At 40.8% G+C, this 14,102-nt stretch carries 12 protein-coding genes; 6 read left to right on the forward strand and 6 right to left on the reverse strand.

The window, feature by feature from the left end:
• On the forward strand, nt 1-765 hold the full coding sequence (locus tag B9A58_RS08770) for a phosphoglycerol geranylgeranyltransferase (RefSeq protein WP_084372402.1): 765 nt from the start codon (nt 1-3) through the stop codon (nt 763-765).
• Here B9A58_RS08770 and B9A58_RS08775 read toward each other — a convergent pair.
• The 5 genes from B9A58_RS08775 to panC all read right to left on the reverse strand — a co-directional run bounded on the left by B9A58_RS08775 (nt 751) and on the right by panC (nt 5,722).
• Complete coding sequence (locus B9A58_RS08775) at nt 751-1,671, reverse strand: helix-turn-helix domain-containing protein (protein ID WP_084372404.1); 921 nt, start codon at nt 1,669-1,671, stop codon at nt 751-753. The genes B9A58_RS08770 and B9A58_RS08775 overlap by 15 nt on opposite strands.
• Nucleotides 1,672-1,793: 122 nt before the next feature.
• Nucleotides 1,794-2,933, reverse strand: coding sequence for an acyl-CoA dehydrogenase (locus B9A58_RS08780; RefSeq protein WP_084372406.1), 1,140 nt, complete (start codon nt 2,931-2,933; stop codon nt 1,794-1,796).
• Nucleotides 2,934-3,129: 196 nt separating this feature from the next.
• A complete protein-coding gene (locus tag B9A58_RS08785; RefSeq protein ID WP_084372408.1) occupies nt 3,130-3,816 on the reverse strand; it encodes a zinc metallopeptidase in 687 nt (228 codons plus the stop codon).
• Between the two features lie 38 nt (nt 3,817-3,854).
• Entirely contained in the window at nt 3,855-4,868 is a 1,014-nt protein-coding gene (locus B9A58_RS08790) for a lysylphosphatidylglycerol synthase transmembrane domain-containing protein (protein WP_139793811.1), read from the reverse strand.
• A complete protein-coding gene (gene panC / locus B9A58_RS08795) occupies nt 4,865-5,722 on the reverse strand; it encodes a pantoate--beta-alanine ligase (RefSeq protein ID WP_084372412.1) in 858 nt (285 codons plus the stop codon). The genes B9A58_RS08790 and panC overlap by 4 nt, the downstream gene beginning before the upstream one ends.
• Nucleotides 5,723-5,839: 117 nt before the next feature.
• On the opposite strand from panC, the gene B9A58_RS08800 reads away from it, so the two are divergent.
• The 3 genes from B9A58_RS08800 to glmS are packed head-to-tail and all read left to right on the forward strand — an operon-like array spanning nt 5,840 to nt 9,867.
• Nucleotides 5,840-6,652 (forward strand): glycogen/starch synthase, encoded by an 813-nt coding sequence (locus B9A58_RS08800; protein WP_084372414.1) that lies wholly within the window; start codon nt 5,840-5,842, stop codon nt 6,650-6,652.
• A complete protein-coding gene (locus B9A58_RS08805) occupies nt 6,645-8,021 on the forward strand; it encodes a DUF4270 family protein (protein ID WP_176214733.1) in 1,377 nt (458 codons plus the stop codon). Before B9A58_RS08800 ends, B9A58_RS08805 begins: the two co-directional genes overlap by 8 nt.
• A gap of 10 nt (nt 8,022-8,031) precedes the next feature.
• Complete coding sequence (gene glmS, locus B9A58_RS08810) at nt 8,032-9,867, forward strand: glutamine--fructose-6-phosphate transaminase (isomerizing) (protein WP_084372418.1); 1,836 nt, start codon at nt 8,032-8,034, stop codon at nt 9,865-9,867.
• A 183-nt stretch (nt 9,868-10,050) separates the two neighbouring features.
• Here the strand turns inward: glmS and B9A58_RS08815 are convergent, their stop codons facing one another.
• Entirely contained in the window at nt 10,051-10,692 is a 642-nt protein-coding gene (locus B9A58_RS08815) for a hypothetical protein (RefSeq protein WP_084372420.1), read from the reverse strand.
• 160 nt (nt 10,693-10,852) lie between these two features.
• Between B9A58_RS08815 and B9A58_RS08820 the strand changes: the two genes are divergently transcribed.
• Complete coding sequence (locus tag B9A58_RS08820) at nt 10,853-11,038, forward strand: hypothetical protein (RefSeq protein ID WP_139793812.1); 186 nt, start codon at nt 10,853-10,855, stop codon at nt 11,036-11,038.
• 196 nt (nt 11,039-11,234) lie between these two features.
• Nucleotides 11,235-13,976 (forward strand): DNA methyltransferase, encoded by a 2,742-nt coding sequence (locus B9A58_RS20615; protein WP_084372424.1) that lies wholly within the window; start codon nt 11,235-11,237, stop codon nt 13,974-13,976.
• Nucleotides 13,977-14,102 lie beyond the last annotated feature (126 nt).

Here is a 14,102-nt window from a genome sequence, read left to right on the forward strand (position 1 = left end):
ATGAAAAAGCTGCTGAATCAACTTCAAGATAAAAAGGCAAACCAGGTCAAGTCACTAGCTGTACTTATCGACCCAGATAAGACCTCTGATTTGGGCAAGCTCATGCGACTGATCAACCTCTGTGTTGAAAATAAGGTTGATTATCTTCTGGTTGGAGGAAGTTTGATCACTAATGACAATTTCTCTAGAGTTGTCTCTATTATAAAATCAAACTGTGAAATTCCAGTTGTCATTTTCCCAGGCAATCATATACAAATTGATTCCAATGCTGATGCTATCTTCTTGCTATCATTAATATCAGGTAGAAACCCTGATTTTTTGATTGGGCAGCATGTATTAGCCGCACCTGTTTTAAAGAAGAGTAAATTGGAGATCATTCCCATGGGCTACATGCTGGTAAACTCAGGAGTCCCTACCTCAGCCAGCTATATGAGCAATACCGTTCCGCTTCCAGCAAACAAACCTACCATAGCAGCCTGTACTGCCATGGCTGGAGAAATGCTTGGCATGCAAACTATTTACTTAGACGCAGGTAGTGGGGCAGATGAGCCCATTCCTCAAAAACTCATTTCAACAGTGGCAAGATCCATTGAGGTTCCTTTAGTTGTAGGTGGTGGATTGAATTCAATCAGTCGAGTCAACAAAGCACTGGAAGCTGGAGCAGACTTGATAGTGATTGGAAATGCTATTGAGAAAGAGGAAAACTTCTTAATCCAGGTTTCTGACCGGATTCATTCGATCAATAAAAATTTAGACATTCATTAAGGTCTCCCGTCTTCTCATCTTTCCGGCAGGAATACCAAACATCATTTTAAATCTTCGACAGAAATAAGCGGTATCCTTATACCCTACCTCTTTGCCGATTTCGCGAATGCTTTTCTTGGAAGTACGAAGCATATTCACAGCCATTTCCATGCGCTGATACTCAATATAATCCTGTGGATTGATTCCAGTCAGCATTTTGAAGTATTGACCTACATAGTCCTCAGAAACATTGGCCACATTAGCCAATACCTTGTTGGACAGGTCTTCTTGAAGATTGTCTTTGATAAAAGAGAAGATGTCAATGAGCCTTGGATCCTTGAAGTATGTTGAGTTGGTAGCTAATTGCTCAACAAACAGTCCTTTGTTGAGAATGTGTCTAATGAGCTCAACCACCAAGTGATCGGTCTCCAAATTGACGACTCTAGCCTTACCAGGTGATTCAGAATAAATTTCGGACACAATCAACTTAACCAAAGAAATTAGATTGTGATTGCCTTTGATCACAAAGGCAGGAATATCCAAAGACGCGAAGAAATTGACCGTATCAAAAACCTTCGCCTCAAAGTTGATCATGGTGATATTCTCATGCGCAGGGGTAGCTACAAACTCTTCACTAGTCTGAAAGAACTTCTCTTTGTTGTTGATGAAATCGTCATTAGAAAGGTTCACGGACTCCCCACTTCCATAGGTCAGACCCACCATCTTTCCGCCAGGGACAAAGAGAATTTCGTTTTCTTTTACAACCTCTTTTTCCTTGCCAAATTTCACCTCTCCTTTGTGTACATAGATGAACACATTTTCTACATCATAATAGTTTTCAACCGTTAGTGGTTGTAAAATATTAATATTCTTAGCTGAGATGAATCTTACTGAAAGAGACTCAATGATCTTATTATAGTCCTCCATTGAATTATTTCGGAGTAGCCCTTCGATTTGAGCTAATTTCCATTGGTATTATTGTATAAATCTAATATAATGTATAATAAATACAAAGATTATAAATAAATTAATACCAAGGGCTATTTAGACTATTTTAATATCTCACGGGCAATTACAATTTTTTGTATCTCTGAAGTACCTTCATAGATCTGTGTAATCTTCGCATCACGCATCAATCTTTCCACATGAAATTCTTTCACAAAACCATACCCACCATGCACCTGAACGGCTTCAACCGTGGTTTCCATGGCTACTTTAGAGGCAAATAATTTCGCCATAGCGGCTTCCTTCACGAAATCTTCTTTCTTATCTTTCTTAGCCGCGGCTTGTAGACAGAGCAATCTTGCAGCCTCAATATTTGTAGCCATTTCGGACAATTTGAATTGGATTCCCTGGTGTTGGCAGATGGGTTTGCCAAATGATTGACGCTCTTTAGAATATTTAACAGCCAACTCCATAGCCCCACTCGCAATACCTAAAGCTTGAGAAGCAATACCAATTCTTCCGCCATTAAGTACTTGCATGGCCATAGAAAAACCAAAGCCATCTTCTCCAATTCTGTTCTCTTTGGGAACTTTAACGTCCTGAAACATCAAAGAATGAGTATCAGACCCTCTTATTCCTAACTTGTTTTCTTTGGGACCAATGGTAAAACCTTCCATGCCCTTTTCAACAATAATGGCATTAATGCCCTTATGTTTTTTCTCCACGTCAGTTTGAGCCATCACAATATAGAAAGATGCACTGCTACCATTCGTAATCCAGTTCTTGGTTCCATTAAGCAGATAATGATCTCCTTTGTCTTCTGCTGTGGTACGCTGTGAAGTAGCATCTGACCCCGCCTCTGGCTCAGACAAACAAAAAGCACCAATACATTCGCCTGTGGCTAGCTTGGTCAGGTACTTCTGCTTTTGCTCCTCAGTGCCAAATTTTTCCAATCCCCAGCACACCAATGAATTGTTCACTGACATGACAACAGAGCAAGAAGCGTCAACCTTCGAAATCTCCTCCATGGCAAGGACGTAAGAAATCGTATCCATACCCCCACCATTATATTTTGGGTCAACCATCATTCCCATAAATCCCAATTCGCCCATTTTTTTAATCTGCTCTTTAGGGAATTGCTGATTTTCATCTCGCTCAATTACACCAGGCAAAAGCTCAGTCTGTGCAAACTCTCTTGCTGCGTCTCTAACGGCTAATTGTTCTTCTGTCAATGCGAAATTCATTTTGGGATTTGTTTTAGTTGCAAAATTTAATTTGTTTTTATCATTCTATATAAACTATTATTCTAAATATGTTTGATATAGCCACATTTTCAACATATTATTCTGATATAAAATAGTATGTATGCATACAAATATATAAAAAAAGGACTTGAACAACATTCAAATCCTTTACATTATCTTTATGTGATATGCAGTCTTAGTCTCTGCCTCCTAAGAAAAGCATAACAAAATATAACAGTTGAGTAATAGCCGCTAACGCTGCCACCACATAGGTCATTGCCGCCCAATGCAGCGCGTCCTTGGCCATGCCATGCTCCTGACTGGTTACAATGCCTCTTTGATCTATCCAGGCCAATGCGCGCTTAGAAGCATCAAATTCCACTGGAAGTGTAACCAAAGAAAAAAGTGTAATCACAAACTGTGCCGCTACTACTACAAGAAAAATGGTGTCCATACCAAATGACTTCATGGCAAAACCAAAAAAGAACATTCCAATCAAAATGAAGTTCAATATTCTTGAACTTAGATTTTGAATGGGTACCATAGCAGATCTGAATTCGAGAAAGCTATAAGCAGTCGCATGCTGGACAGCATGCCCACACTCATGTGATGCCACGGCTGCAGCTGCTGCACTTCGTCCAGCATACACTTCAGGACTGAGGTTTACTGTTTTATTGGCTGGATTATAATGATCGGACAAATGACCCTCAACAGAAATCACTTGTACATCTGTAATACCATTATCACGAAGCATCATTTCTGCAATCTCTCTTCCTGAGAGGCCTGACTGCAACCCAATCTGGGAATACTTTTTAAACTTGCTTTTGAGCCTATTGCTTACGTAAAGCCCAACCACAAAAAAGACTAAAAATATGATTAACATTTATGTAAAAATTTAGTTGTTCATTATTCTAAGTACCTCTACGGATTTCCGTCCATTTCTGTTTTTCTCAAACGAGCAATAAAAACAGTGCCTAAAGCACTCAATCCTCCAAAAAACAGAATAGACATCAGTTGAGAAGTGTGCAGCAAAGTAGCAAAAAACAGACCACTTGTAGCTTCAATTCCATAAATAATTAGCACCCCACTCACCAGGGTATGATAGGCACCAATCCCCCCCTGAACGGGCATGGCCATAGCCACTCCAGCTGCCGCCAATATTGATAACCCCGCTCCGAACCCCAGAGATGCGGTTTCGGTAATAGAGAAGAATATTACATAGCTCATTAAATAATAAAAGACCCATATCCCGACAGTCGAAAGCACGAAACCTAATATATTCTTGACCTTTCGGATAGACATCAATCCATTGACAATGTCAGTCAAAATTCGGTGGGCTTTTTGAAGCAGCACATTTTCAAACTCATGCTCCAATATTCTTTTCAAAATCATTATACCCCCAATTCCTATCAAGATTAGCGAACTTATAATGATTACAATGTTTGTCGTATGATCCGTCTGAGTATCCCATCCTACAGATGAAATGAAAAAATCATAAACGAGCTCAAATTCAACGAAAAAATCAAGGACGATTAAAGAAAGAAGAATCAAAAAATCTAAAACCCTTTCTGTGATGACAGTGCCAAATGATATGCTCATTGGGATTTTTTCATTCCGTTTCATCACCCCACATCTCGTCACTTCACCTAGCCTAGGAAAGGCCAAATTGGCTAAATAACCACTCATGACAGCCAGAAAGGTTCTTCCATTAGACAGATTCTGATAACCCAAAGGAGCCAGCATTAAATTCCACCTATAGGCTCGGAGCCAATGGCTTAGCAATGACAATATGATAGATAGCACTACCCACCAATAATTAACTTCTGTCACTTTTTCTAAAAACTCCTCTACAGAAACATTTCGAAAAGCAAAATAAAATAATACGCCCGCCAGCATAAGTGACAAGCCATATTTTATGACTGATGATATTTTCAATCCTCTTGTTTTAAATACAAATTATCTATTAATCTCACGCCTCCTATATGCGCTGCTATGCATATTGAGATGTTTTCAACCTTACTCATTTCTACAACTGTGACCATGGAATCTGAGTTTACTACTTCTAAATATTCTAATTCGATTTCACGATGCTCAAGCAAGCCTTTTTTTGCCAGATCCAGTGCTTCAGTTATTGGTGTTCCAGATATTATACGAGTCTTCAATTTCTCCATAGTTTGGTAAAGCTTTGCTGCCAGTACTTTCTGCTCGTTGGTCAACCTTTGATTACGAGACGACATCGCCAGGCCACTCGATTCTCTAACTGTTGGGATTGAAATGATTTTAGTTCTAATATTCAAGTCATTCGTCAGCTTCTTTATTACTGCTAATTGTTGTAAATCCTTTTGACCAAAAAATGACAAGTCAGGCTGCACAATATTTAAAAGTTTGGAGACCACAGTGCCAACCCCTGAGAAATGGCCTTGCCGAAACGCACCTTCCAATACAGTCTCTAAAAAGCCGAAGTTAATGGTGAGTGACTCATTTTTTTCCGGATACATTTCCTGTACAGAGGGCACAAAAACAATATCACAACCTGCGTCAAGTAGCATTTGTTCATCTTTCTCTAGTTGATTCGGATATTTCAACAAATCATCTGGGTTGTTAAATTGTGTTGGGTTCACGAAAATACTACACACGGTAATTTCACAACGGCTGATGGATTCTTTAATTAATTGAATGTGTCCTTCATGCAGTGCACCCATGGTAGGAACGAGCCCAACCACCTTGCCTTCCCCTCTTAGTAAATCCAAATGGGCTTGCAACCCAGCAATACTTTCAAATATTTTCATTAATTCCTGCTAATCAGGCGGCTATATAAACTTAAACCCCATTCCACTATTGAAAAAGATTCAAAAATAGTGTAATTTTGTGGTCATTTTGAAATTATCAAACTAAAAACACGGTTTATGTCAAAGTACAAAATACTCTATGTGGCAAGTGAAATTAATCCTTTTCTACAAACCACAGAAGTAGCCGATTTTGTGAGAGCGTTGCCTCAAGCGATGCAAGAGAGGGGAATGGAAATTAGGATATTGGTTCCAAGGTTTGGATTGATCAATGAAAGAAAAAATCGACTCCACGAAGTCGTAAGATTATCAGGCATAAATATCGCAGTGGGCGATGAGGAAAAGCCACTTATCATTAAGGTAGCTTCAATTCCTAATGCCAAACTTCAAGTTTATTTCATTGACAATGAGGACTATTTTCATAGAAAGTCTGTCTTTTTTGATAAGGAAGAGAATTTTCATGCAGATAATGACGAAAGAGCTATCTTTTTCTGCAAGGGTGTATTAGAAACTGTTAAAAAGTTAGGTTGGTCTCCTGACATCGTGCATTGCAACGATTGGATGACAGCACTCATACCACTTTATTTAAAAACCACTTACAAGAACGATCCTATATTCAAAGACGCTAAGTCTGTATTCACTCTATATGATAATGAATTCGAACATAAGTTTGAAGGAGATTTGATTAACAAGGTGATGATGATGGACATCGAGGAGAGTATGTTGGAGCATTTAAACACAAAAGATTTCGAAGGTTTTGTGAAGCTAGGCATCGAATATGCCGATGCTGTCATTAAGTCTAAGAATGAAACAAGTGAAATCATTGACAAATTGATTTCATCTGCTCCAAAAGACAAAAAAGTAGAAACCATTCAAAAAGACGATAACTTTTTAGACTCCTATTACAACTTATATAATGAACTTGTTGGATAAAAACTGGCCTGGGTTACTGATTGTTGTAGCCCTAGCCATTTTTTCGTGTGAAGACGCTAGTGACATTGGGTTAGGGTTAGATCCAGATGGCGTAAGGGTAAATGTTTTGTATGAAGAATTGCCCCTTGCGGCAACTAATGTACGGATCGACAGCATCCGTACTAGTAATTCTTCTAGACTTTTGATAGGCAAATATGCAGATCCAATTTTCGGAACAACTGTATCTACCGCGCTTTCTCAGATAAACCTTACCAATACGCTATCAGGATTGAGTGGTGATGATCATTATTATGTAGTGGATTCAACGGTCATCAATCTCAATATTAATAAAGCCCATACAGATGATATCTCTAATGTCCAAAGTTTTACGGTCTATCAATTAACAGATACCATTTTTACATCAGGATATTATTTATCAGATTTTATTACCAACTATAGAACTGATGAGTCATTTGGAAATTTTGATATCAAGTTATCAGCATCTAGTCTTAATCTAATTGACGAAAAAAACTATCTGGTTCAAAAAAAATTGTCTGCTTCTTTAGGTGATGAGCTTTTTGCCATAGCTAATGGACAAAAAGGAAATAGTGTCTCACCATCAGGTGCACTCAGGTATGAGTTCAAAGGCATAGCCATTGTTGGGGATGCCGCAAACAATGTTTTATTGGATATTGATCACGTGGATTCTACCAATATTAGGGTGCATTACCATGTGGTTGACCCCTACACGGAAGATGGAAATTCATTAGACTCTGTACTTGTCGATTCCCTATTTCTGAATTACTCTCTTGGTTCAAATGGAGCCTACTATAATCAAATATCGACGGATCGTTCTGGCTCGTTAATGTCAAGTGAAACTGGAAATTATAATGGTTTCACGACTGGGGATGGAAACATCTACCTTCAGCCGGCTAGTGGGATATTCCCAAAGCTAAATTTTGATGCATTAAACCAATTTTTTGCTGCAAACCCTAACATTCAAATCAATCGGATGGAATTTTCGATAGAGACTAAAGAGAATAGTGCATACAACTCCAATGTTGGGAATTTTAGATTTCTGTATGTGGATCAAGCTGATGGCTCCAAAATCAACACAAATGGGCTGCTTACCAATATACTAGGGGAGACGGCCATACTTTCTGATGCGGGGTATATATCGGGTTCTTCTGAGCCTCTTATTGCATCTTTAGATGAGACGTCTTTAACGTATACTGGTGTGCCTACATTCTTTGCTCAACTAGTAGAGACTGGCTCCATAGAAGTAGATCACATAATCCTTGTTCCTCAAGATGTGACCACTCCAGATTTTTCCGTTTTTGATGAAGAAACTGGCTTTATTATCAAACTTTATTACACGCTTCCCGAATAATAAATAATATATGTGTGGAATTGTAGCCTACATAGGTCACCAAGATGCCTTTCCTTTAATTATCAAAGGACTTAAAAGATTGGAATATAGAGGATATGACAGTACTGGCATATCAGTTCACGACAATGGCCTCAAAATTTTCAAAAAAGCCGGAAAGGTTGCTGAATTAGAGTCTTCAGTAGAAGAACTGACGATCAAGGCTTCTGTCGGAATAGGCCATACAAGATGGGCCACGCATGGAGAGCCCAATGACAGAAATGCTCACCCACATTTTTCAGCTGACAAATCTTTGTCAATCATTCACAATGGTATTATTGAAAACTATGATACCATAAAAAAAGAACTTCTGTCCAAAGGCTATACGTTCCAAAGCGACACGGATACTGAAGTATTAATCACTTTCATAGAAGATATCAAAAAGCAAAACGGAGGGGATTTGGAACAAGCTGTTAGATCGGCATTGCATGCCATTGAAGGAGCCTATGCAATCGTGATTCTGAACGAAGAAAACCCAAATCAATTAATAGCAGCCAGAAAAGGTAGCCCTATGGTTCTTGGCGTCGGGACAGATGAATACTTTATAGCATCTGATGCTACGCCTATTATTGAATACACCAATGAAGTAGTCTACTTAAAAGATCGAGAAATCGCCATTGTCAATAGAGAGGATTTCAGAATCACCAATATTGATGATGTAGAGCAAACGCCCTATATACAAAAAGTAGAAATGAAACTTGAAGAGCTTGAAAAAGGGGGATATGAGCACTTCATGCTTAAAGAAATTTTCGAACAGCCTAATTCTATTGCTGATAGCATGCGTGGGCGACTCGACGCGGCCAACGGAACCTTGACGCTAGGGGGCATTTACGAGTACTCTCAAGCACTGATCAATGCAAGGCGAATCATTGTGCTGGCCTGCGGGACTTCTTGGCACTCAGGCCTGGTAGCCGAATATTTATTCGAAGAATATTGTAGAATCCCAGTGGAAGTGGAATACGCTTCAGAATTCAGGTATAGAAACCCTGTGATTCACGAAGGAGATATTGTGATTGCCATTTCTCAATCGGGTGAAACGGCCGATACACTTGCCGCTATCGAATTAGCTAAATCAAAAGGCGCAATCATTCTTGGGATTGTAAATGTTGTGGGCTCTTCTATCTCCAGAGTAACACACGAAGGTGCATACCTTCATACTGGACCGGAAATTGGTGTAGCTAGTACCAAAGCATTTACGGGACAACTTTCTGTCCTCACGATGATCGCATTGAGCGTAGCTCATAAAAAAGGCACAATCACTCAGACACGTTACAAAGAACTTTTAGTCGAATTGGCTCGCATACCTGCGAAAATCAAGGAAGTGCTAGACAATAACGCAGTAGTAGAAGAAATCGCCGAGCGATTTAAAGACGCCAAGAACTTCATCTATTTGGGTCGTGGATATAACTTCCCAGTGGCACTCGAAGGCGCCTTAAAATTGAAAGAAATTTCTTACATCCACGCAGAAGGCTACCCTGCTGCGGAAATGAAGCATGGACCTATTGCGCTGATAGATGAGGAAATGCCAGTTGTATTTATAGCAACACGTGACAGTTCGTACGATAAAGTGGTATCAAACATTCAGGAAGTAAAAGCTCGAAAGGGTGTAGTGATAGCAGTAGTAACAAAAGGGGACGCACTCATCCCAGCACTTGCAGATTACATCATTGAGGTTCCACCTTGTGAGGAAGCTTTGATGCCGTTAATTTCAGTTATTCCACTTCAACTATTATCTTATCACATTGCCGTCATGAGAGGGTGCAACGTAGATCAACCAAGAAATTTAGCCAAATCTGTAACTGTAGAGTAAGGGACATAGACGTATTGACCCTCCTTCATTTTTAAACTTCCAACGGCACCATCTGATTTAGCATACAAACAGCACTATAACAATGGTGTATCCATATATCGCAGCAACGTGGTATTGGTCAGAGTAGAAACCTTACAGGTTTTGAAAACCTGTAAGGTTGGCGCATATTAGTTGCAGTCAATATCAATCTTTAACAATGTGTCGCGCGGCTTGATAGCCGGTGAAAAAACTCGGATTGGCGCGTTTGAATCGCTTGAGGACATTATCCATTCGAGAGAGTGTTTTGTTTACTTCGTCAAAGAGGCTGGCCAAATCATCGGTAGCCATTCTAGACTGTATCTGATATGATCGGGGCACTCCACGCTTGTCCTGAAAGACCGCAAAAGACGTTTTCACTTCCTCTATCTGTTCGGCTGACATCCCGTAGTCCGTCATGTCTTCCAAATTAGTTTCTAGCAGGTCGATTACATTTTTGGTTTTAATCTCAAAGTCCTCGTGGGATAGTCGGAAGTAGTCTGAGGCCGAATTGCTGGATAGGGACAAAAGTTCGGCGTTGGCTGTGTCGGCAGCAAATGCTTCTAGCAAGTCGTCGAGGATGTCCATCTTTTGGGCGATCTGATATTTGAGCTCTCGAAGCGACCCTCCTATAAACACCTGCGAAGATTCTTGCACGAGCGAAGCCGTTTGTATACCCTGTATCGCTTGAATCAACGTGGTTTTGTAATTGCTGATGATCGGAATGGCACTCCATACGGCAGCATGGGTATCGAGATACGCATTGGTGGCTTGTGCCATCTCTAGTCGGTTGATTTGTTCTTTCGTCATTTTATTAAGTTATTAAAAGGTTAAATAAAATGCTGCTGGTTGATGAAAATACGACAAATACCTGATAAGGGAAATAAAATTGCATGAAAATATGTGTTATTAACTACCACAATCATCTAGCAATAGGGCTATGCAAATCTAGCAAGAGCCTGTGCAGGGTGTGGAGTACTGGGTGCAGGCCACCAAGCGAGCTATGCAGGGATGGATGTGCTCTGTGCAGGGTTCAGAGGGGTATGTGCAGCCCACCAAGTGGTCTGTGCAGGGTTCGATAGAGGCTATGCAGACCTTAGAGTGGTTTGTGCAAGGTGGCAAGTATACTTTGCAGCCGTCGGAGGGCTTTGTGTAGTCCTTTGAGTGGATTGTGCGGACTTTTTAGTTCTCACTAATCCTAATGTTTGAAACATCAGAAAAGGTAGTTGATAGCACCAGACCAAGTAGGCAGACAAACCTAGTAGCAGGATACCTCCAATTAAACCCTCACGGATTATCTTGATCCGGCAATCTCATTATATTTACCTTCGTCTATTTTATAACCTAGCCGAATGCTATTAAGTAAAAATCAAATCAAAAAAAATGCGCTGGCCTTTGCCAAAACATGGGAAGGCGAAAAGCGCGAACGCGCAGAAAAAGACACCTTCTGGAATGAATTCTTTGAGGTATTCGGTGTAGGAAGAAGGCGAGTAGCCTCTTTTGAAGAGCCTGTCAAAAAACTCAGCGGTGCACAGGGATTTATCGACCTATTCTGGAAAGGCCAACTGATCGTAGAGCATAAATCCCGAGGGGGCAATCTGGAAAAGGCCTACGGACAGGCCATTGATTACTTCCCCGGCATCAAAGACGAAGAACTGCCCCGGTACGTGCTGGTGTCGGATTTCGAGCGGTTCAAACTGTATGATCTCGACAACAAGACCGAGCATGCGTTTCCTCTCAAAGAATTTCAGAACAAGACCCATCTCTTCGGGTTTATCTCCGGGTACGAAGAACGCAAGATTGTTGAGCAAGACCCAGTCAATATCAAGGCAGCGCAACTGGTGGGACAACTGCACGAAAAACTGGAATCCTATGGATTCGAAGGGCATCAGCTCGAAATCTACCTCGTCCGGCTGGTCTTTTGTTTGTTTGCGGATGATGCGGGGATTTTTGAGAAAGACCTGCTGCTGCAATACATCGAGCGGCGGACAAACCCTGACGGCTCTGATCTGGGCATGCACCTGAGTAAACTCTTTCAGGTGCTCAACAAACCGATGGACAAGCGGGCGACCAATCTGGACGAAGACCTACAGCAGTTTCCCTATGTGAATGGCGGTATATTCGCTGAGACCGTAGAGATCCCGGACTTTGATGCCGAGATGCGCCAGATCTTCCTGGCGTGTAGCTACCTCGATTGGTCGGTGATCTCCCCGGCCATATTTGGTTCCATGTTTCAGTCGGTGATGAATCCCGAGGAACGCAGAAATCTAGGTGCACATTACACCTCAGAGAAAAATATCCTTCGGTTGATCAAGCCCCTCTTCCTCGACGAACTCTATGATGAGTTTGAAAAAGTGAAAGGAAACACCAAACAACTGGCCCAGTTTCACAAGAAACTCTCCACACTGAAATTTCTCGATCCGGCCTGTGGCTGTGGCAACTTCCTGGTGATCACCTATCGCGAACTACGGATGCTTGAGCTGGAAATCCTTCGGGTGACCTACAAAAAACAAAGGGCTATTGCGATTGACCAGATCATCTGGGTGGACGTGGATCAGTTTTACGGCATAGAATACGACGAGTGGCCGGCACGGATCGCCGAGGTGGCCCTATGGCTGGTGGATCACCAGATGAACCGTGTCATCTCCCAGGAGTTTGGGGAATACTTCGCACGGCTACCGCTGAAAAAGTCCGCCAAGATTGTGAACGACAATGCTCTGCGCATCGATTGGCAGGAAGTGGTACCTAAGTCCGAGTTGTCTTATATTTTGGGCAATCCGCCGTTTTTAGGACATCATTATCAGAGTCCTGAACAAAAGAAAGATCTGAAACACATTTTTGTAGATGTGAAAGGGTCTGGAGTGCTTGATTATGTGTCCGCATGGTATGTCAAAGCAGCCCAGTATATTCAACAATCAAATGTAGAGGTAGCCTTTGTATCAACGAGTAGTATATCTCAAGGAGAACAAGTTGGCTTGTTATGGAGTGAATTAATTAAATACAAGCTCAAAATTAGTTTTGCTCATAGGACATTTAACTGGAGTAATGAGGCAAGGTCTAATGCTGCAGTTCATGTTGTGATTATTGGTTTTGGAGTACATGATAAAAAACAAAATGCCATTTATCATTATTCTGATATCAAAGGAGAGCCAACAAAAGAAAATGCTAAACATATCAATCCATATTTAGTGAATGCTGCTGATGTGATCATTAGAAATACAAGCAATCCAATATGTGACGTACCCAAAATGATATGGGGCAACAAACCAACAGATGACGGCAATTTTCTATTTGCTGATGAAAAAGAGAAAGAAGAATTTTTGATTATAGAACCAAATGCGAGAAATTGGGTAAGACCATTTTTAAGTGGTCAAAATTTGATTAATAATAACTATAGGTACTGTCTTTGGCTAAAGGATATTACTCCAAATGAACTTAAGAAATTACCTCATGTTATCGACCGTATTGAAAAAATAAAGAGGTTCAGAATTGATAGTAAGGCTGAAGCAACTAGAAAAAAAGCCTTAACACCTACCTTGTTTGCTCAAACCTCACAACCAGATTCGGATTATCTAGCTGTGCCTGAAGTTTCATCTGAACGAAGAAAATACATTCCCATTGCCTATTTAAATTCAAGTGTAATTGCAAGTAACACTATTCAGTTGGTGCCAAATGCAAGTAAATATCATTTTGGCGTTTTGGTTTCTATTATGCATATGATTTGGGTAAGAAATGTTTGTGGGCGATTAAAAAGTGATTTTAGATATTCTAACACCATTGTCTACAACAACTACCCCTGGCCCAAAGACCCAAGTGCGAAGAATAAAAAGAAAGTAGAAGCCTGTGCACAGGCGGTGCTGGATGCCCGAGCTTCGTTTCCAAAGAGTTCGCTGGCTGATCTCTACGATCCGCTCACCATGCCGCCCGTCCTCGTCAAGGCACATCAGGCACTGGACAAAGCCGTGGACTTGTGCTACCGTCCGCAAGCTTTCGTAGACGAGACCGCCCGGATCGAATATCTCTTCGATCTCTACAGCGAGTACACCGCCCCGCTTTTTAAGCCTGAGAAGAAAAAAGCCAAAGGCAATCGGTGACGATCCAGTAAAGCGTCCAAGGCTTGGAAACTTTGGAGGGTTAAGAATTTAGCCAATGGTGGGCAGCTCCACTTGTTTAAGACTATTTTTGTACCATGGAATAAATTTTAATTGAACAAATAGCGA

It is taken from the genome of Reichenbachiella faecimaris (genome assembly GCF_900176375.1).
Lineage (GTDB): Bacteria > Bacteroidota > Bacteroidia > Cytophagales > Cyclobacteriaceae > Reichenbachiella > Reichenbachiella faecimaris.

What these genes read in the sequence shown, in the direction of transcription:
- B9A58_RS08770 (WP_084372402.1), top strand. Translation starts at nt 1, where the DNA reads ATGAAAAAGCTGCTGAATCAACTTCAAGATAAAAAGGCAAACCAGGTC.
- B9A58_RS08785 (WP_084372408.1), bottom strand. Translation starts at nt 3,816, where the DNA reads ATGTTAATCATATTTTTAGTCTTTTTTGTGGTTGGGCTTTACGTAAGC.
- B9A58_RS08780 (WP_084372406.1), bottom strand. Translation starts at nt 2,933, where the DNA reads ATGAATTTCGCATTGACAGAAGAACAATTAGCCGTTAGAGACGCAGCA.
- B9A58_RS08800 (WP_084372414.1), top strand. Translation starts at nt 5,840, where the DNA reads ATGTCAAAGTACAAAATACTCTATGTGGCAAGTGAAATTAATCCTTTT.
- panC (WP_084372412.1), bottom strand. Translation starts at nt 5,722, where the DNA reads ATGAAAATATTTGAAAGTATTGCTGGGTTGCAAGCCCATTTGGATTTA.
- B9A58_RS20615 (WP_084372424.1), top strand. Translation starts at nt 11,235, where the DNA reads ATGCTATTAAGTAAAAATCAAATCAAAAAAAATGCGCTGGCCTTTGCC.
- B9A58_RS08775 (WP_084372404.1), bottom strand. Translation starts at nt 1,671, where the DNA reads ATGGAGGACTATAATAAGATCATTGAGTCTCTTTCAGTAAGATTCATC.
- glmS (WP_084372418.1), top strand. Translation starts at nt 8,032, where the DNA reads ATGTGTGGAATTGTAGCCTACATAGGTCACCAAGATGCCTTTCCTTTA.
- B9A58_RS08815 (WP_084372420.1), bottom strand. Translation starts at nt 10,692, where the DNA reads ATGACGAAAGAACAAATCAACCGACTAGAGATGGCACAAGCCACCAAT.